Here is a 19787-nt window from a genome sequence, read left to right on the forward strand (position 1 = left end):
GCTAAATCCCAACTCTTTGTCGACGTCGCATGTAGCAACGTCACCTGGTGGACGGAAAAGGCGATTCACTTACAATTTCCAGATTCCTTTTCAAGGGATCTATGTCGTTGAAAAAACTCAAAACGACAAAGACTCAAAACTCGACACAAGTCGGGAATTACTGAACACTTCAGACGCTGTAATCCAAAATACGAATTGGGAGAATCGACAATGCAAAGTATGCAGGAAATTTTCAAACAGCAAAAGAAGAGTTTCTTTTTTTTGCTTGCATTGTTCGTGCTCGGTTGGTTCTTCTTGGACTACCGGACAATCTTCGCTGGGCTCATCTTAGGTTCACTTTTCGGTATGTATAACTTTTGGATTCTCGTTCGACGGATGGAACGGTTTGACCGGTCTATCGATGAAGGGAAGCGAGCGAAGTCATTAGGTATGGGCTTACGTTTTGCATCAGGTGTAGGGGCTACGGCCATTGCACTCGTTATGCCGGAGGAGTTTGATCTGATCAGCACGGTAATCGGGTTAATGATACCCTATGCATTGCTGTTTACTGGTCATCTGCTGTTCCATTTGAAGCAATGACACTTTACTAGCAAGGGGAGGTGAACAAAAACGTGAATCATGAAAATCCACAGTTTATTTTATTCGGAATCGGGTTTAACCCATCGAATATACTGATGTTATTTGTAACGTGTCTGATTGTCTTCCTGATTGCAGTAGCATCTACGCGGCGGCTTCAAATGAAACCTACGGGTATGCAAAACTTCATGGAGTGGGTCATGGACTTTGTCAAAGGCATCATCAAAAATAACATGGACTGGAAAACGGGAGGCCGCTTCCACGTACTAGGCATCACTTTGATCATGTTTGTCTTCGTTGCAAATATGATTGGACTTCCATTTGCAATCGTATGGGATGACCAACTTTGGTGGAAATCACCGACAGCCGATCCAGTTATCACGTTAACCCTCGCTGCTACAGTTGTTGCGTTAACGCATTACTATGGTGTGAAACAACTCGGAATGGGCAAGTATTTGAAAACATACTTCCAGCCAATTCCATTCTTGGCACCATTGAAGATCATTGAGGAATTCGCAAACACGTTGACACTCGGTCTTCGTCTTTACGGTAACATTTTCGCAGGTGAAATCTTGATTGGTTTACTTGCAACATTAGGTGCTTCAAGCATCTTCGGTCTTGCCGGAGCTGTTATACCAGCACTTGCGTGGCTCGGTTTCTCGGTATTCATCGGGGCGATCCAAGCATTTATCTTCGTTATGTTAACGATGGTCTATATGGCTCACAAGGTCAGCACAGATCACTAAACATATATTTACCCTGTAATCAGGGAACAAAACTACAAAGAATATTAGGAGGAAATACAAAATGGCAGGTATGGGTTTATTAGCAGCAGCTATTGCAGTTGGTCTAGGTGCACTTGGTGCAGGTATCGGTAACGGTTTAATCGTTTCTAAGACAGTTGAAGGGATCGCTCGTCAACCAGAAGCACGTGGCGTTCTACAAACAACAATGTTCATTGGTGTTGCATTGGTTGAGGCACTTCCAATCATCGCAACTGTTATTGCGTTTATCGTAATGAACAAATAATAATTGCGTTACATGGCGAAGCATGCAGTATCGGTCTTCGCCATTGCTTTATGTCAACAACTAAACAAATGATAGTACTGAATGAATAGAGTGTTCTAATTAGAGTAAGAAACGAAAGAGTCATGAGCTCTTGAAGGGAGTGAAACAATCGTGTTGGATACCTTCGTCCTCTTATCAGCAAACGCTGACGCAGGATTTTTAGCTAGTTTAAACCAACGTCTAAATTTAGGCGACATTATCGTCACTGTAGTATTTTTCACGATTCTCATGGTACTTCTAAAGAAGTTTGCATGGGGTCCGTTAATGGGCGTGATGGATCAACGAGCGCAATTAATCGCTACTGAGATCGAACAAGCCGAAGCAAGTCGTCAAGAATCTGCAAAGCTTCTTGAAGAGCAACGTGCTCTATTAAAAGAAGCACGCGAAAGCGCACAATCTATCGTAGAGAATGCGAAGAAACAAGGTGACACTCAACGTGAAGAGCTGATTATGGCTGCACGCGCTGAAGCTAACCGTATGAAAGAATCTGCAACTCTCGAAATCGCTACTGAAAAAGAGAAAGCAGTTGCAGCAGTTCGCGAAGAATTCGTATCTCTTTCTATCTTGGCTGCGTCTAAGGTTCTTGGGAAAGAAATTTCTGAGGAAGATAACCGCGCATTGATCGAAGAAACGATTGTGAAGGCAGGCGAAGGGCGATGAGCCAATCGGTAATCGCAAAACGTTATGCCGTTGCATTGTTTGAAGCAGCACAGGAAAAGCAACAAACGCTTTCCGTGCAAAACGATCTACAAGAAATGAAAAAAGTATTCACTGGAGACAAGCAGTTTGGTGAGCTATTAATTTCGCCAAAGTTCTCTACAGAGAAGAAAAAAGAATTGATTGGGCAATTTTTCAATGGAGCAAACCAACTTGTATTGAACACACTATATGTGTTGCTTGATGCAGGTCGTATTGAAGAAATAGGCAGTCTAATCGAAGACTTCCAGGAACTCGCTAACGAGGCTTCTGGAGTTGCCGAAGCGAAAGTCTACTCTACACGTTTGCTTTCTGATGAAGAAAGTACAGCTATTTCTACTGCCTTTGCGCACAAAGTAGGAAAACAATCATTGCATATCGAAAATATTATTGATCCAAGCTTGATCGGTGGCATTCGCCTTCAGATCGGCAACCAAATTTACGACAGCAGTGTCAGTGCAAAACTGGCACGTCTGGAACGTCAATTAATCAATTAATTAATTTGAATTAAGAGGGGTGACATACATGGGCATCAAAGCTGAGGAAATTAGCGGTCTGATCAAACAACAGATCGAAAATTATCAGTCTGAAATGGAAGTAAGTGAAACAGGTACTGTAATCCGTGTAGGTGACGGTATCGCACTTGCTCATGGCCTCGACAATGTCATGGCGGGGGAACTTCTTGAGTTCTCTACCGGCGTAATGGGTCTGGCACAAAACTTGGAAGCGAACAACGTAGGTATCGTTATCCTTGGGCCATACACAGACATTAAAGAAGGCGATGAAGTTCGTCGTACAGGCCGTATTATGGAAGTACCAGTCGGAGAAGAATTGATCGGACGTGTAGTCAATTCACTTGGACAACCAGTTGATGGACTTGGTCCAATCAATACAACAAAAACTCGTCCTATCGAAAGCCCTGCACAAGGGGTTATGGCGCGTAAATCAGTTCACGAACCATTGCAAACAGGAATCAAAGCGATTGACGCTCTTGTTCCAATCGGCCGTGGACAACGTGAATTAATCATCGGTGACCGTCAAACAGGTAAAACGACTGTTGCAATTGACGCAATCCTAAACCAAGCTGACCAAGACATGATCTGTATCTATGTTGCAATCGGTCAAAAAGAATCTACTGTTCGTGGGGTTGTTGAAACTCTACGTAAGAACGGTGCACTCGATTACACAATCGTAGTCACTGCTTCTGCATCAAGCCCGTCGCCAATGCTTTTCTTGGCACCATACACAGGTATTTCGATGGCAGAAGAATTCATGTTCGACGGCAAGCACGTGCTAATCGTTTATGATGATCTATCTAAACAAGCAGCAGCTTACCGTGAACTGTCCTTGCTACTTCGTCGTCCTCCGGGCCGTGAAGCATATCCAGGAGATGTCTTCTACCTACACAGCCGCCTACTTGAGCGTGCTGCAAAGTTGAATGACGAACTAGGAGCAGGATCTATTACAGCATTGCCGTTCGTTGAGACACAAGCTGGAGATATCTCTGCTTATATCCCAACAAACGTAATCTCTATTACAGACGGACAAATCTTCTTGCAGTCTGACCTATTCTTCTCAGGTGTACGTCCAGCGATCAACGCCGGTCTTTCCGTATCCCGTGTTGGTGGATCAGCGCAAATTAAAGCAATGAAGAAAGTTGCCGGTACACTTCGTTTGGACTTGGCAGCATTCCGTGAACTAGAAGCATTCTCACAATTCGGTTCGGATCTTGATCCACTGACAAGAGGTAAACTGGACCGCGGACACCGCACAGTTGAAATCTTGAAGCAGGACTTGAACAAGCCGTTGAAAGTCGAATACCAAGTAATCAGTCTATATGCACTGACACGCGGTTACCTCGACGATATTCCAGTAAAAGACGTATTGCGTTTTGAAAGTGAAATCACTAGCTGGTTAGAATCCAACCATACGGAAGTGTATGATCACATTCGTACAACGAAAGATCTTCCAGCAGATGACGTAATGAGCGCAGCGTTCAACGAATTCAAGAAAAACTTTGTGACTTCTGAAGCATAATTTTTCATTGAATGGATCTTAAAATAAAGGTGGTGAATAGCCAGTGGCGTCCTTACGCGAGATAGAAAGCCGTATTGCTTCAACAAAAAAGACGAGTCAAATCACGAGAGCGATGCAAATGGTATCTGCTTCTAAACTGAACCGTGCCGAAGTGAATGCGAAGAAATTCGTACCTTACATGGATAAAGTAGAAGAAGTAGTTGGTGCCATTGCAGCCGTAACGAAAGATTCCGGACATCCACTATTAACTGCACGTCCCGTTAAGAAGTCTGCGTATATCGTAGTTACTTCTGACCGTGGACTAGTTGGTGGATACAACGCGCACATTTTCCGTGCAGTTACCCGTGCAATCGAACAACGCCATAAATCGAAAGATGAAGTGGTCATTATCGCGATCGGTCGTAAAGGCTATGAATTCTTCGACCGTCTGGGTTACCAGATTGAAGAAAGCCTGATCGGACTTTCGGATCACCCTCGTTTTGAAGAAGTAAAAGATATCGCGAATCGGGCTGTTGGCATGTTCACAGAAGGCGTTTATGATGAAGTGTTCTTGTATTACAACCACTTCATCTCCGCCATCTCCAACGAAGCAACTGAACGTAAATTGCTTCCACTCACAGATATTTCATCTGTATCAGCTTCATCATCTTATGAGTTCGAGCCTTCAGCAGAAGCGATTCTCGAAACACTTCTCCCACAATATACGGAGAGCCTCATTTATGGAGCGGTACTCGATGGAAAAGCGAGCGAACATGCTTCCAGTATGACAGCGATGAAGACGGCTACAGACAATGCGTCTGACCTAATCGATTCGTTAACATTACAATTTAACCGCGCTCGTCAAGCAGCGATCACTCAGGAAATCACTGAAATCGTAGCCGGCGTAGCAGCACTCGAATAATAGATTTGAAACAGTAAGACAGGAGGGAAAAGCATGAGTAATGGACATATTCTTCAAGTTATGGGTCCGGTTGTAGACGTGAAGTTTGAAAACGGACAACTTCCAGCGATCTATAACGCATTGAAGGTTAATATCGATCGTTCCAACGGAGTGGTTGAAGTATTGACTTTAGAAGTAGCACTTCACCTTGGTGATGATGCTGTTCGTACGATTGCGATGTCCTCGACAGATGGTTTGAAACGCGGTACGTCAGTTATTAATACAGGCGCACCTATTTCTGTTCCAGTCGGCGACGTTACACTCGGACGTGTATTTAACGTACTAGGTGAGGAAATTGACCTGCGTGAGCCAGTTCCTGCTGATTCACAACGTGACCCAATTCACCGTTCTGCACCAACATTCGAATTCCTTTCTACAGAGGTAGAAATTCTTGAAACTGGAATTAAAGTAGTTGACTTGCTTGCACCATACATCAAGGGTGGTAAAATCGGACTCTTCGGTGGTGCTGGAGTTGGTAAAACAGTTCTAATTCAGGAATTAATCAACAACATCGCACAAGAACACGGTGGTATTTCCGTATTCGCTGGTGTTGGAGAGCGTACTCGTGAAGGAAATGACTTGTACTTTGAAATGACAGATTCAGGCGTTATCAAGAAAACGGCAATGGTATTCGGTCAAATGAACGAGCCACCAGGCGCACGTATGCGTGTAGCACTTTCTGGCTTGACTATGGCTGAATATTTCCGTGATGAGCAAGGACAAGACGTTCTATTGTTCATCGATAACATCTTCCGCTTTACACAAGCAGGTTCTGAAGTTTCTGCACTACTTGGACGTATGCCTTCTGCGGTTGGTTACCAGCCAACATTGGCAACTGAAATGGGTCAGTTACAAGAGCGAATCACATCTACAAATAAAGGATCGGTTACATCGATCCAAGCAATCTACGTACCAGCGGATGACTATACGGATCCAGCTCCGGCAACAACTTTCGCTCACTTAGATGCAACAACGAACTTGGAGCGTAAACTTTCAGAGATGGGTATCTACCCAGCTGTGGATCCACTAGCTTCTTCTTCACGTGCATTGAGTGCAGAAATCGTTGGACCGGAACACTACCGTGTAGCTCGTGAAGTACAAACAACTCTTCAACGATACCGTGAATTGCAAGATATCATCGCAATCTTAGGTATGGACGAGTTAGATGAAGATGACAAGCAGATCGTTGATCGCGCTCGTCGTATTCAGTTCTTCTTGTCACAAAACTTCCACGTTGCTGAGCAGTTTACAGGACAAAAAGGTTCTTACGTTCCAGTTCCTGAAACAATCAAAGGCTTTGCTGAAATTCTAGAAGGTAAGTATGATCACTTGCCGGAAGATGCATTCCGTTTAGTTGGACGTATCGAAGACGTTATCGCAAAAGCTAAAGCTATGGGTGTAGAAGTCTAAGAAAAGGGACCAGGAGGGAAAAAAATGAGTAAAATCAAAGTGAATATCGTCACTCCCGACGGCCCTGTTGTTGAAATGGATGCGAACATGGTGATTGCAGTTACCGAAGCTGGTGAGATCGGGGTTCTACCCGGTCACATCGCGATGGTCGCGCCGCTTCAAATTGGTGCACTTCGCCTAAAAACAGATGGCAAAACAGAAACAGTCGCAGTCCACGGAGGCTTCATCGAGGTCCGTCCTGAAGTTGTCACTGTGTTGGCACAGAGTGCGGAACTGGCTGAGTCCATTGATATTGCACGTGCAAAGAAAGCTGCTGAAAAAGCTGAACAAGATCTACAGAATAAATCTGACGACCTTTCTCAAAAATTAGCAGAGCTTGATTTAAAACGCGCAATCAACCGCATGCAAGTGTATGAACAACGTATTTAATCTATAAATGCAATGGGTGGACAGACAACCTCTGTCTGCCCATTTTCTCTATATCCAAGAAATAAAAAAAGGAGTGGACACTATGGACAGCATGCTAGGCAGCAATCCATTACTCGCGATCATATCGCACATCTTCTTCATAGGCATCAGCTTCATTGCACTACAAGCAATTTTGCCAGAAAACATCATACGAAAAAACCGCGTATTCCAAACACAACTTTTGTTTATTTTGTTAAGTATTGCTATAGGTTCGACCGTATCAAAATTCTTTTTAGACATATCCTATTGGTCAGGAAGATGGGCAACCTGGTTTTGATTTCCTTCAGCTGAAGCTCTACCAGTAAGACCAGGGGAAATCAGAACTCTAGCTGAAAGAAATTAAAACATATAAGTTGAACAGTAGAAGTGTCATCACAAAAGCACCATTGAATTTCAACAATATTTGTTCAACTTATAGTAGGAAGAACTATCTTCAATATATGAAACTGACTGACGACAAGTTATAAGTGGGATTTCAACGGAGGAAGGGGACGACACCGAGGGCATCACCGCAGGACTATAGGACAAGAGTCCCTTGTTCGGAGTGAAAATCCCGATTGTATCTCAAAATAGACATACCATGTAGCAACTTTGTAATATGCATGTAATAAAAATATCTCCAATTGCGTGTAAAATGTAAGATTAGCGGGTAATAACAGTAGTGTGGCTATAAATGAACGGTCAAATGCAATCACTTTGTGTCTAATCTCCACATATACTACATCACGCAAGAAATAACACAAAACTGCGCCGGAAGATACTTGTTTCATAAGGTTTTACACGGTACAATAGTATAAGTTTTATATGTGAAATTTGACTTTAACAATTGATCTGCAACACCAATGAAAATGTTTATAGACGATTATTGATAATAGGCTGTGTGAGTGAAGGATAAATTGGACTCGGAGGGGCTACTGGTGGAAAAAATTATTATTAACGGCGGACGGACTTTACAAGGGAACGTACGTGTAGAAGGTGCGAAGAACGCGGTATTACCGATCTTGGCTGCTGCTTTATTAGCATCTGAAGGAGTGAACGTGATTCGTGACGTTCCAAATCTATCAGATGTACGAACGATCAATGAAGTGCTAAAAAGTTTGAACGCAAAAATCACGCATGATCCGGAAAAAGGGGAAGTCATCGTAGATTCACGTGGAAGACTAGCTGATGAAGCACAATTTGAATTTGTACGTAAAATGCGCGCATCCATTTTAGTAATGGGACCGTTACTGGCGCGTAACGGATTCGCGCGTATCGCATTACCAGGAGGCTGTGCAATTGGGTCAAGACCTATTGACCAACACTTGAAAGGCTTCGAAGCAATGGGAGCAGAAATTTCATTTGGACATGGCCATGTGGAAGCAAAAGTAGACGGCCGATTAAAAGGCGCGAAAATCTACTTGGATTTCCCGAGTGTAGGCGCAACAGAAAATATTATGACAGCTGCTGCTCTCGCTGAAGGTACAACGATCATCGAGAACGCTGCAAAAGAACCTGAAATTGTCGACTTGGCGAACTTCATCAATGAAATGGGCGGTAAAGTAGTAGGTGCAGGTACGGATAATATTCGTATCGAAGGTGTAACGACAATGTATGCATCAACTCACCATATTATTCCGGATCGTATCGAAGCTGGAACATTCATGGTAGCTGCAGCGATCACGGGTGGAGACGTTACGATCGAAAACGCAGTACCTGAGCACGCTACAGCACTAATTTCCAAATTGACGGAAATGGGCGTAGAAATCACGCAGTTGGATGAAGGAATTCGTGTTACAGCGAAGCACCCACTAAAGGCAGTCGACTTGAAGACAATGCCGCATCCAGGTTTCCCGACAGATATGCAATCACAAATGATGGCATTGATGTTAACAGCTACCGGTATCGGTGTGTTAACAGAAACTGTATTTGAAAATCGTTTTATGCACGTTGAAGAATTCCGCCGTATGAACGCGGATGTAAAGATCGAAGGACGTTCTGTTATTGTTTCAGGACCTTCAAAAATCCAAGGTGCGGAAGTCGCAGCCACAGACTTGCGTGCCGCTGCATCACTCATCCTAGCCGGACTCGTAGCAGAAGGCGTAACGCGTGTAACTGAATTGATTCACTTAGATCGCGGTTATGTGGACTTCGATAAGAAGCTCAAAGCACTTGGCGCAGACATAACGCGTGTGTCATCTGAACAAGAAGTTACTGAATCTCAATTTGCATAATACTCGAAACCATGGACAGTTTACTGTTCATGGTTTTTTCATGTTTTACAATGAATACACGATCTGCCCTCAACATATAGTCTAGTATGTACAAAAAACTACTGCTTTTATTCATCATTCTCACATTATTTTTTATTCCCATTCTTGTAAGACAAGCACCAGTGCTTAAACTGGTAGACCAACGAGAGGAGAAGTACTGCGATGTGATGATCACGGTGATCGGTGTGGACGAGCCGATTCCGCTTGAAGAGTATGTCGTCGGAGTGGTAGCGGGTGAGATGCCTGCCGAATTTCATCCCGAAGCATTAAAAGCTCAAGTCATTGCAGCCCGCACATATGCCGCAAGAAACACAGATAAAGGAATCAAGCCGATTGCTAAAGATGTCTCTGCGCAAGTATACCGCACAGAAGCCGAACGTAAGGAGCGCTGGGGCAAGTCGTTCAAAGACAATGAAAAGAAAGTTCGCAAAGCAGCAGAAGAGACCCAAGGCCAGATTATTGTGTACGGGGAAGAAATCATATCGGCCATGTTTTTCTCTACATCTAATGGAAAAACAGAAGCCGCGCAAAACTTCAGTGGCAATCCGATCGAGTATTTGCAAAGCGTTGAAAGCCCAGGTGAAGAAGATGTAGCGCCAACCGTAGAGCGCAAGCAAGAACTCACATTGACTGAATGGAATCGAAAACTCGGTTTCAACTGGGATGCCAATCAATTTCGTGAACTAAAGCTCGTCCGCAATCAAACCGGACGTGTCCAGAAAATCATGTCTGGACAATATGAAACGAGCGGCCGCCAAATTCGTGAAAAACTTCATTTGGCTTCCACCGACTTTAATATTGCATATGACGTCAACAATCAAATCGTCCATATTACGACCGTTGGCTATGGCCATGGAGTCGGGATGAGTCAATACGGTGCGGAAGCTTTCGCACAAAAAGGATGGACTGCAGATCAAATTGTTTCGCACTATTATACAGGCACAAAAATCCAAAAAATAAATTTACCTGAAGATCGATGTTTAAAATCCTCGTAACTTGCAAAGAATGCAAGTGAGGTGATGAACATGCGAGAAGAAAAACCAAAGGCCCCTTCTCAGGAGAACAAGAAAACGAAGAACGGCTGGTTCTGGCCTGCCATTTATACGAGCGTAGCGCTTTTATTCATCGGCATGGTATGGGGATACACCGCCTTGACGACGGAAGATTCTGTACCGTCTGAAGTGGCAAAAATAGAACAGCCAAAAGAAAACGGCACGGTAGAAACAAACGCATCAAAAGAAACACTGAAGTATCCATTCGATGAAGCAAAAGTAGATCAAGTCGCCATCTTACAAGAATTTTATGATGCAGAAGCAGACGAAGCAGTGCGTGAGAAAGCACTACTCGTATTCAACCAGACGTATGTCACCAGCAAAGGACTTTCTCTATCGATGGATGGTGAACCGTTCGAAGCCGTAGCGGCAATGAGTGGAACAGTCGAAGAAGTCATCGTGGATTCATTCAAAGGCACGGAAATTCGATTGAAACACGCGGACGGTAAAACGACAGTCTACGGTTCATTGACAGGCGTAGTCGTGAAAGAAGGCGACACGGTCCAACAAGGACAAGTGCTTGCTACGACGACTCAGAATGAATGGAACCCCGAAGCAGGCGTCCACTTGCAATTTGAAATTCAGCAAGATGGAGTGGCCGTAAACCCACACGATTTCCTAGCATTTTAATACGTAGCACCCAAGCCATTCCAGCCCCCGGAATGGCTTTTTTCATATGTTGCTACCTGTTCGCATACACTACATTAGTCAAAGGAGTGAATAGAGAAAGGAAGAGGGCGTGCACGAGCAAATTAGAAAACGCTGCGTACGACTGGGCAAGCTACTGATCGAGACCAACTTGACAGTGCGCGCGCTAGCCACTGCGACCGGCTACTCCAAAAGCACGGTCCACAAAGACTTAACCGAACGATTACCAAATGTAGATCCAGGCTTGTCAAGGAAAGTCGCAGAAATTCTGGCTTATCACAAATCGATCCGCCACCTGCGCGGAGGAGAAGCCACCCGCCAAAAATGGAAAAATGAATCCGAAGCACAAAAAGCTGATGCCTAGCCACACTGAAAATGAAGCAGTAAGATACTGTACTTATACAAGCAGCTTGAAATGGTGAAAAGCTATCCAGAGGAGTGTATCTGGATAGCTTTTGTGTGCTTGGGTTGAAGTTAAGTAGTTTGGCAATTTGGGCGGGCGGGTCGCTTAATGTTGTACGTTATCCGCTCAATCCACCTCCGCGTGTGCTCGATGTCACGTCTCACTCAACACACAATGGCCCGTGCCATTCCGCTCAATGTAAGTCCGGGAGCGCTCAATGCGTCGCGAAATCCGCTCAATCGTCGGGACTATCCGCTCTATATCTGTCCGCGACCGCTCTATGTGCGGGCTTACCCGCTCAATGATCCCCGAGATCCGCTCAATCCACCTCCGCGAGAGCTCTATGTCACGTCTCAACCAGCACTCAATCGCTCGCGCCATTCCGCTCAATGTATGACCGGGAGCGCTCAATGCGTCGCGAAATCCGCTCAATCGTCGGGACTATCCGCTCTATATCTGTCCGCGACCGCTCTATGTGCGGGCTTACCCGCTCAATGATCTACGTGATCCGCTCAATCCACCTCCGCGAGGGCTCGATGTAATGTCTCACCCGACACTCAATCGCTCGTGCCATTCCGCTCAATGTAAGTCCGGGAGCGCTCAATGAGTCGCGAAATCCGCTCACTCGTCGGGGCTATCCGCTCTATATCTGTCCGCGACCGCTCAATGTGCTGTCTTACCCGCTCAATCATCCCCGAAACCCGCTCAATCCACCTCCGCAAGAGCTCTATGCATCGCCAAACCCGCTCAATCCATCCCCACACCCGCTCTACCAGCCAGCTTACCCATTCACCCCAAGCCACCCACCCCAAAAAACATGTATAATAAAAACCAAACACCACCAACAGGAGGAATGAATCATGACGAAAACGTATATTCTCGCGCTCGATCAAGGTACGACGAGCTCACGTGCGATCCTATTTGATAAGAAGGGCAACATCTTCCACACGGCGCAGCAGGAATTCACGCAGTATTTTCCGAAGTCTGGCTGGGTGGAGCACAATGCCGACGAAATCTGGAGCTCGATTCTGTCCGTCATTGCCGCGGTCATTTCTGAAAAAAACATTGCACCCACGCAAATTGAAGCGATCGGCATCACGAATCAACGTGAAACAACTGTCGTCTGGGACAAGCACACTGGCGACCCGGTCTACCATGCGATCGTGTGGCAATCTCGCCAGACGGCTGACATTTGTGAAGAGTTAAAAGCGGCTGGACATCATGATGTATTCCGTAATAAAACGGGCTTGCTAATCGATTCGTATTTCTCGGGAACGAAAGTGAAATGGATTTTGGACAACGTGGAAGGGGCGCGTGAAAAAGCGGACAACGGTGATTTGCTATTTGGCACGATCGATACGTGGATTATCTGGAAATTGTCTGGTGGTAAAGCGCATGTCACCGACTACTCCAATGCATCGCGCACCCTCATGTACAATATTTACGACTTGCAGTGGGATGAAGAACTACTCGACATCCTAGGCATACCGAAAACGATGTTGCCGACCGTCTGCGAGTCGTCCGAAATTTACACTTATACCGACGCCAGGCACTTTTTCGGTCACGCAGCACCAATCGCAGGTATTGCGGGTGATCAGCAGGCGGCTTTATTCGGCCAGGCGTGCTTTGAAAGCGGTATGGTGAAGAACACGTATGGCACCGGTTGCTTCATGTTAATGAATACTGGAGAAAAAGCGGTGACATCTGATAACGGTTTATTGACGACGATCGCTTGGGGAATCGATGGGAAAGTAGAGTACGCACTCGAAGGCAGTATTTTCGTTGCAGGCTCTGCCATTCAGTGGCTGCGTGACGGACTGCGTATGTTCCGTAAAGCCTCTGAAAGCGAGAGTTATGCTAAGCGCGTCAAATCGACGGACGGGGTCTACGTCGTACCGGCATTCGTTGGGCTTGGTACACCGTACTGGGATAGCGACGTCAAAGGCGCGGTATTCGGCCTGACACGAGGTACGACGAAGGAGCATTTCGTGCGCGCGACACTTGAATCACTTGCCTACCAAACAAAAGACGTCCTTGACGCAATGGAAGCAGACTCTGGGATTTCATTGAAAACGTTACGGGTGGATGGGGGAGCTGTGGACAATAATTTCCTTATGCAATTCCAGGCAGACTTGCTCAATGTGCCAGTCGAACGTTCGACGATCAATGAAACGACGGCACTCGGCGCGGCCTATCTTGCGGGGCTTGCGGTAGGGTTTTGGAAGGATAGAAATGAAATCGCAGAATACTGGCGCCTCGATCGACCTTTTGAGCCGAATATGGAAGAATCTGTACGTGAAGATCTCTACAAAGGGTGGCAAAAAGCCATTAACGCAACGATTGCTTTTAAATAATTCACTAGCCGCCGCTAACTTGCTGGCGGTTTTTTGATATAAAGCCTACCCTCGAACGATGTCAAAAAAAGTAGAAATATGATATAATGAACAGCTAACGAATGTAATCAGATAGGACGTATGAGGAAGGGGTCGGGTCACGATGTTTTCGAAAGAGATTGGAATAGACTTGGGTACCGCCAATGTATTGATATATGTGAAAGACAACGGTCTCGTTATTAATGAGCAAGCTGTCATTGCGATCGATAAACGTACGGATGAACCTGTTGCTTTTGGTAATGAGGCCTATCAAATGATAGGTCGTTCACCAGAACATATTCAGATCATACGTCCAATGAAAGTCGGGAACATTGCGGACTTCGAAATGGTCCGTGTGTTGATTAGGCACTTCCTCGAGAAAGCGCTAGGAAAAAGCTTGCGTATTCGGCCGCACGTTACGATTGGTTGTAAAGCGGATACGACGCGAGTGGAAAAAAGCGTGATCCGACAAGTGATGATGGGAGCCGGAGCCAAACAAGTCGTCATTGAAGAAGAGTCAAAAATGGCGGCGATTGGAGCAGGTATTGACATCTCTAAGCCTTCAGGCAATATGATAGTCGATTTGGGTGCAGGTACGACAGATGCTTCCGTGCTATCGATGGGAGAAATTGTTTCGTTTAAGAAAACGAATATCGGTGGCCTTCATTTCGATCAATGTATTATCCAGCATATACGAAAAAAACATAATGTTTATATAGGTGAAAAAACGGCAGAACAAGTGAAAAAAGACATCGGTCTTGTGCTGATGGGTGGAGAGAAACCGAGCGCGATGAATGTGCATGGCAGTGACCTCGCCACCGGTATTCCGAAAACAATTGAAGTGACGGCGGAAGAGATTCATCAGGCATTACGTCTGCCAATCGGTAAAATTGTGGAGACGACAAGAGACGCACTAGAAGAAACATTACCAGAGCTCGCTGCAGATATTGCGCAGCGCGGCATCATATTAATCGGTGGCGGCGCAAAGCTACCAGGAATAGATACGCTATTATCCGAACATCTCGACGTGCCAGTGTTCATTGCGGAAAATCCGCTCACTTGTATAGTAGAAGGAACTGGATTGCTCATGGACTCGGTCGGTAAAAACTCAACACGCATAATTTGAACTGCCATGCAAGCGGCAAGTAGTGTATACTAAAAACAATGATTATTCGACATAATGATGCAAAGGAGTGAAATGAATGTTTCGTGGTTTTTATACAGTAGGATCAGGCATGATTGCACAGCAACGCCGGACGGAAATGCTATCCAATAATATCGCGAACGCGAATACGCCAGGCTATAAGGCGGAACAGTCTTCGATTCGCGCATTCCCCGACATGTTGTTGTCTCGCTTGGATTCAACGCGCGTCCCAACGGAAAAAGGTTTGAACTTTAGAAATCTTTCCGAAGTAGGCGAGCTATCGACAGGCGTATATATGCAAGAAACCTTGCCTTTATTCGCACAGGGACAACTGCGTGAAACGGAACAGAAGACCGATATCGCGTTGCTGGACGGACCGATGGAAGTCAATGAAGAAACAGGCGCTGCAGGAACCGTGTTTTTCACGTTAGAAGGCGAGAACGGCAGTCAATTCTACACACGAAACGGTAATTTCACTGTCAACGCAGAAGGCTACCTGACTAATCCATCCGGTTTATACGTCCTTGACGATGCTGGCAATCGGATTGAACTGACAAGTGATGATATTCGCGTGACGGATGCAGGTACGATTTTCGCTGGAGAAACAGAAGTCGCGACACTAGGTATTGCCTACTCTGACGCACCGGATGCATTGTCGAAGCAAGACAACGGACTCTTCACGACAATTGATGGCAATGCGTTACCGACAGGCGGTACGTACTCGATGCAACAAGGATTTCTCGAAGATTCCAACGTCGACGCCGCGCGCTCGATGACGGATATGCTGACAGCCTACCGTGCATTTGAAGCCAATCAAAAAGTCTTGCAAGCCTATGATCGCAGTATGGAAAAAGCGGTCAATGAAGTAGGACGTGTCAATTAATGACTACATATAGAAGCATGCGAAAAGGGAGTGACCTTTGATGATTCGCACGATGACTACAGCCACCAACACGATGAACCAGTTGCAACAACGTCTCGACTTGATTGGCAACAACTTATCGAACGTCGGTACCCATGGATATAAATCTTCGGATGCTACATTCCAAGAACTTTTATTCCAGCAAATCAATAATGACAAAGCAGATCAAGCCGAACGCAGTTCAGACTTTGGCATTCGTATGGGAACGGGCGCGCACCTTGGCAGCCTGCAGATGAACTGGAAAGTGGGCTCTTTACAAATAACAGACCGCCAGCTAGACTTTGCGCTAACCGAACCGAAACAACATTTTAATTTAATCCAGCCAACAGACGGCGGTGAAGAAATCATTTATTCACGTAAAGGTAATTTCTACTTGTCACCGACTGCCAATGGGGATAATACGCTAGTCAATGAAGAAGGACTCGCAGTGGCTGATAGCGCAGGCCGTCCAATCGTCTTTTCTGGACAAGCGACCAGCTATCAAATTGGGAATAACGGTGTATTGCAAGTAATTACACCAGAAGGCACGCAAGAATTTAATCTCGGTGTCACCGTCCTAGAAAAACCGAATTCAATGGTCAAGCTTTCCGCGACCAGCTTTGGCTTGCCGACAAACCTAGCCGCACTCGGAGTAACAGCCAATGATTTATTGACCGAAATGACGGGTGCTGGACGAGATCAAATTGGCTTGCAAAACTCGGCGCTCGAAACATCCAACGTAGAGTATGAAAAAGAAATGGCGGATATGATTTCGACGCAACGTGCCTATCAATTCAATGCGCGATCCGTAACTATGGCGGACCAGATGATGGGCTTAATTAACGGCATTCGCTAACGCGTGCAATAGGAGTACTTACTATGACAGATAAAAATTCAAATTTCAAAAAAATAACAGAACCATTATCACCTGTGAAACCTTTCGAACCATTGAAAACTCCGGAAATGGAAGATCCGATCGAGCTTACAGACACAGATCCGACTAACATGGACGAAGTGGCCGTTACGCTATCAGAGCCTCATGCAACAGACGAGGAAGTTCAGGCGGACATTGAGCCGATAACGGATACGGAAGAGCTAGAAACAGCTCCTGACGCTTCAGAAGAGACAATTTTGGTCGAAACAGAACCTGAAGAAAAACATTCTGCACCTGAAGCAACCGACGCGTCTTCCCGAGCAACAACGAAGTCGAAATGGACACGCAAAGAGCGTTCCAAAAAAGCGAAAAAACCCGTAAGTGAAATGCGCTGGGTTCAAGTACGCTTGATTCCGATTTGGCTACGATTACTCTTGCTACTCGTAGTACTCGTCTTAGCCGCTATAGGTGGAACAATAGTTGGTTTCAGTATAATCGGCGACGGCTCAGCAGGCGATGTCTTCAAAAAAGAGACATGGCAGCATATTTTTGATATCATGAACGGTAAATAAGTACAGAGACATCTGATTTCTTCAGATACTCTGGAATAAAGGAGACAAATTTCATGCTGAACGCTCAACAAATACAAGAAATCATCCCGCATCGCTATCCGTTCTTGCTCGTCGATCGCATCGAAGAACTCGAAGAAGGCAAGCGCGCAGTCGGGTTAAAGAATGTTTCTATTAACGAAGACTTCTTCAATGGCCATTTCCCTGGCTACCCAGTTATGCCAGGTGTCTTAATCGTAGAAGCACTCGCTCAAGTAGGCGCAGTCGCTTTACTGAAAAAAGAAGAAAACAAAGGCCGTTTAGCATTTTTTGCAGGCATCGACAACTGCCGTTTCAAGCGTCAAGTCACACCAGGAGACACGCTTCGTCTAGAAGTGGAAATTGTCCGCTTGCGTGGAACAATCGGCAAAGGAAAAGCCATCGCAACCGTTGAAGGCGAAGTGGCATGTGAAGCAGATATTACTTTCGCACTCGGACCCGTCCAAGAGCAATAACATCATGACGCAGTACTGAAAAATGATACAATAATCATTGGAAAGCCAATTTTGGCAAACAGTGGGAGGGTATACTACAGCATGTTAAATAAGCTTTCTCCAAATATAAAGAGTAGCATCACTCGTTCCATTTCCCAATCTTTTGAACAGTATATGAGTGAAATCGGCTGGTCAGCAGAAGAATATAACATCGAACAGTTTTACGCGAACTGGCGGGAATACATTACGACCAAAGCACTTTGGTACGACAAAATTCCTGACGACGTCAAAGTAGATCCTGAGTTCCATAAACAATTAGCAGAGCGCGTGGAAGAAGTATTAATCCGCATTCTCAACGATCCACCGACCGAAGAGCAGATCGCGCAAATTGAAATTTTACAACAAAATCTTGACACACATTATGATTATGGCTGTAAAGCGGAAGCTGTATACGTTCAAAACGTATTAGAAACCACATCAGGTCATACGAATAATTAAAACGAATAGTTCTCTCCTTTTCGCACAAGCTATCGATGAACATACCGATACGTATGGTTCACAGCTTGTAAAAAAGGAGGGAATTTTTTTATGATCAGAAAAGCATTGCCCGTAGTTTTCGCATCCGCACTCGTTCTGACCGCGTGTAACACGAACGATGGCGCGCTACCAAGCAACAACGAAACACCCATGCAAGATATGGAACGTGACAATACGCCAAACGGAAACGAACGTATGGGTCCAAATCTCGACGGTCTTGACGACAACAATGACCGTGGCATCATGAAAAGGGAAGGCGAAGACATTATTGACGACACGCGCGAAGGCATCGATAAAACACGCGAAGGGATAGACAAAACACGCGATGAACTAATCGATGACAACAACGAAAACCGTGGCGCACGCGACGACAACAATATGGATGGCAACATGAACGGTAACGACGCTGCTCCAGACGGCGTATTGCGCGATGAAGATCGTAAAATGCGATGATTCCCGCCATTATAAAAACGGCCCTGCATATTGAATGCTGGGGCCGTTTTTGTGTGCGCTCTATGTGGTTTGGTATCCGCTCAAACTCCGCGAGTCGCTCTATATATCCTCCCAAGCGCTCTATCGCTCGCACCAGCCGCTCAATGCACTTCGGCAAGTGCTCTATACATCCGCTTATCCGCTCAATGTCAGTGTACGAGCGCTCTATGCAAGCCTCGTATCCGCTCAAACTCCGCGAGCCGCTCTATACATCCACCCAAGCGCTCTATCGCCCGCGCCAGCCGCTCAATGCACTTCGGCAATCGCTCTATACGTCCGTTTATCCGCTCAATGCCAGTGTCCGAGCGCTCTATGTAGCACGTTATCCGCTCAAACTCCGCGAGCCGCTCTATACATCCTCCCAAGCGCTCTATCGCACGCGCCATCCGCTCATTGCACTCCGGCAAGCGCTCTATACGTGTGCTTATCCGCTCAATGCCAGTGTACGAACGCTCTATGTAACTCCGTATCCGCTCAAACTCCGCGAGCCGCTCTATACCTTCACCCAAGCGCTCTATCGCACGCGCCATCCGCTCAATGCACTTCGGCAAGTGCTCTATACGTGTGCTTATACGCTCAATGCACTTCAGCAATCGCTCTATACGTCCACTTATCCGCTCAATGCCAGTGTGCGAGTGCTCTATGTAGCACGTTATCCGCTCAAACTCCGCGAGTCGCTCTATATATCCTCCCAAGCGCTCTATCGCTCGCGCCATTCGCTCATTGCACTTCGGCAAGCGCTCTAAACGTCTGACTTACAACCTGTCAAGTAGACACTCGATAAAACGCACATGAAGAAGCACCCTACAATTCGCATGTAATCCTTTCTCTATCATGCGACCTGATTGCTTCTGTACGCAATAGGCGTTCCAGAT

23 protein-coding genes are annotated in these 19787 nt (G+C 45.7%); all 23 read left to right on the plus strand.

The features are described 5' to 3' along the window. The first annotated feature begins 210 nt into the window (after nt 1-210). Nucleotides 211-579, plus strand: coding sequence for an ATP synthase subunit I (locus CSV72_RS15010; RefSeq protein ID WP_099627792.1), 369 nt, complete (start codon nt 211-213; stop codon nt 577-579). A gap of 32 nt (nt 580-611) precedes the next feature. Beyond that, on the plus strand, nt 612-1322 hold the full coding sequence (gene atpB, locus CSV72_RS15015) for a F0F1 ATP synthase subunit A (protein ID WP_029053448.1): 711 nt from the start codon (nt 612-614) through the stop codon (nt 1320-1322). 70 nt (nt 1323-1392) lie between these two features. After that, nucleotides 1393-1605 carry a F0F1 ATP synthase subunit C gene (atpE, locus tag CSV72_RS15020; RefSeq protein WP_029053447.1) on the plus strand — a complete coding sequence of 71 codons (213 nt, stop codon included), beginning with the start codon at nt 1393-1395 and terminating at the stop codon, nt 1603-1605. Nucleotides 1606-1752: 147 nt separating this feature from the next. Further along, the gene (atpF, locus tag CSV72_RS15025; protein ID WP_369802736.1) at nt 1753-2304 is read left to right on the plus strand and encodes a F0F1 ATP synthase subunit B; all 552 of its coding nucleotides are present in this window, start codon (nt 1753-1755) and stop codon (nt 2302-2304) included. After that, nucleotides 2301-2837, plus strand: coding sequence for a F0F1 ATP synthase subunit delta (locus CSV72_RS15030; protein ID WP_099679029.1), 537 nt, complete (start codon nt 2301-2303; stop codon nt 2835-2837). The genes atpF and CSV72_RS15030 overlap by 4 nt, the downstream gene beginning before the upstream one ends. Before the next feature lie 28 nt (nt 2838-2865). After that, on the plus strand, nt 2866-4377 hold the full coding sequence (gene atpA, locus CSV72_RS15035; protein WP_099679030.1) for a F0F1 ATP synthase subunit alpha: 1512 nt from the start codon (nt 2866-2868) through the stop codon (nt 4375-4377). A 43-nt stretch (nt 4378-4420) separates the two neighbouring features. Beyond that, entirely contained in the window at nt 4421-5278 is an 858-nt protein-coding gene (gene atpG, locus CSV72_RS15040) for an ATP synthase F1 subunit gamma (RefSeq protein WP_099635439.1), read from the plus strand. A 33-nt stretch (nt 5279-5311) separates the two neighbouring features. Then, a complete protein-coding gene (gene atpD, locus CSV72_RS15045) occupies nt 5312-6727 on the plus strand; it encodes a F0F1 ATP synthase subunit beta (protein ID WP_099635440.1) in 1416 nt (471 codons plus the stop codon). Between the two features lie 24 nt (nt 6728-6751). Then, nucleotides 6752-7156, plus strand: a complete 405-nt coding sequence (locus CSV72_RS15050) for a F0F1 ATP synthase subunit epsilon (protein ID WP_099679031.1) — start codon at nt 6752-6754, stop codon at nt 7154-7156. An 82-nt stretch (nt 7157-7238) separates the two neighbouring features. Beyond that, the gene (locus CSV72_RS15055) at nt 7239-7472 is read left to right on the plus strand and encodes a DUF1146 family protein (protein WP_099679032.1); all 234 of its coding nucleotides are present in this window, start codon (nt 7239-7241) and stop codon (nt 7470-7472) included. A gap of 640 nt (nt 7473-8112) precedes the next feature. Beyond that, the gene (murA, locus tag CSV72_RS15060) at nt 8113-9408 is read left to right on the plus strand and encodes a UDP-N-acetylglucosamine 1-carboxyvinyltransferase (protein ID WP_099679033.1); all 1296 of its coding nucleotides are present in this window, start codon (nt 8113-8115) and stop codon (nt 9406-9408) included. 86 nt (nt 9409-9494) lie between these two features. Then, on the plus strand, nt 9495-10442 hold the full coding sequence (gene spoIID / locus CSV72_RS15065; protein ID WP_099679034.1) for a stage II sporulation protein D: 948 nt from the start codon (nt 9495-9497) through the stop codon (nt 10440-10442). Nucleotides 10443-10472: 30 nt separating this feature from the next. Further along, nucleotides 10473-11129, plus strand: a complete 657-nt coding sequence (locus CSV72_RS15070; RefSeq protein ID WP_199170119.1) for a M23 family metallopeptidase — start codon at nt 10473-10475, stop codon at nt 11127-11129. A gap of 109 nt (nt 11130-11238) precedes the next feature. After that, entirely contained in the window at nt 11239-11511 is a 273-nt protein-coding gene (locus CSV72_RS15075; protein WP_099635444.1) for a sporulation transcriptional regulator SpoIIID, read from the plus strand. 899 nt (nt 11512-12410) lie between these two features. After that, the gene (gene glpK / locus CSV72_RS15080; RefSeq protein WP_099679035.1) at nt 12411-13904 is read left to right on the plus strand and encodes a glycerol kinase GlpK; all 1494 of its coding nucleotides are present in this window, start codon (nt 12411-12413) and stop codon (nt 13902-13904) included. A 142-nt stretch (nt 13905-14046) separates the two neighbouring features. Beyond that, nucleotides 14047-15048, plus strand: coding sequence for a rod shape-determining protein (gene mreB / locus CSV72_RS15085; RefSeq protein WP_099679036.1), 1002 nt, complete (start codon nt 14047-14049; stop codon nt 15046-15048). A gap of 76 nt (nt 15049-15124) precedes the next feature. After that, nucleotides 15125-15949, plus strand: a complete 825-nt coding sequence (locus CSV72_RS15090; RefSeq protein WP_099679037.1) for a flagellar hook-basal body protein — start codon at nt 15125-15127, stop codon at nt 15947-15949. Between the two features lie 40 nt (nt 15950-15989). Then, nucleotides 15990-16823, plus strand: coding sequence for a flagellar hook-basal body protein (locus CSV72_RS15095; protein WP_099679038.1), 834 nt, complete (start codon nt 15990-15992; stop codon nt 16821-16823). Between the two features lie 23 nt (nt 16824-16846). Beyond that, a complete protein-coding gene (locus tag CSV72_RS17065; RefSeq protein WP_233191319.1) occupies nt 16847-17413 on the plus strand; it encodes a DNA-directed RNA polymerase subunit beta in 567 nt (188 codons plus the stop codon). 53 nt (nt 17414-17466) lie between these two features. Then, nucleotides 17467-17904: a 3-hydroxyacyl-ACP dehydratase FabZ gene (fabZ, locus tag CSV72_RS15105; RefSeq protein WP_099661588.1), complete on the plus strand. Its 438-nt coding sequence runs from the start codon at nt 17467-17469 to the stop codon at nt 17902-17904. Between the two features lie 81 nt (nt 17905-17985). Beyond that, nucleotides 17986-18381: a hypothetical protein gene (locus CSV72_RS15110; RefSeq protein WP_233191321.1), complete on the plus strand. Its 396-nt coding sequence runs from the start codon at nt 17986-17988 to the stop codon at nt 18379-18381. A 90-nt stretch (nt 18382-18471) separates the two neighbouring features. Next, the gene (locus CSV72_RS15115) at nt 18472-18873 is read left to right on the plus strand and encodes a hypothetical protein (RefSeq protein ID WP_099679040.1); all 402 of its coding nucleotides are present in this window, start codon (nt 18472-18474) and stop codon (nt 18871-18873) included. Nucleotides 18874-19058: 185 nt separating this feature from the next. Continuing rightward, nucleotides 19059-19658 (plus strand): hypothetical protein, encoded by a 600-nt coding sequence (locus CSV72_RS16600; RefSeq protein ID WP_158232234.1) that lies wholly within the window; start codon nt 19059-19061, stop codon nt 19656-19658. The last annotated feature ends 129 nt before the right edge of the window (nt 19659-19787 follow it).

The sequence above is a fragment of the Sporosarcina sp. P20a genome, from assembly GCF_002743175.1.
Lineage (GTDB): Bacteria > Bacillota > Bacilli > Bacillales_A > Planococcaceae > Sporosarcina.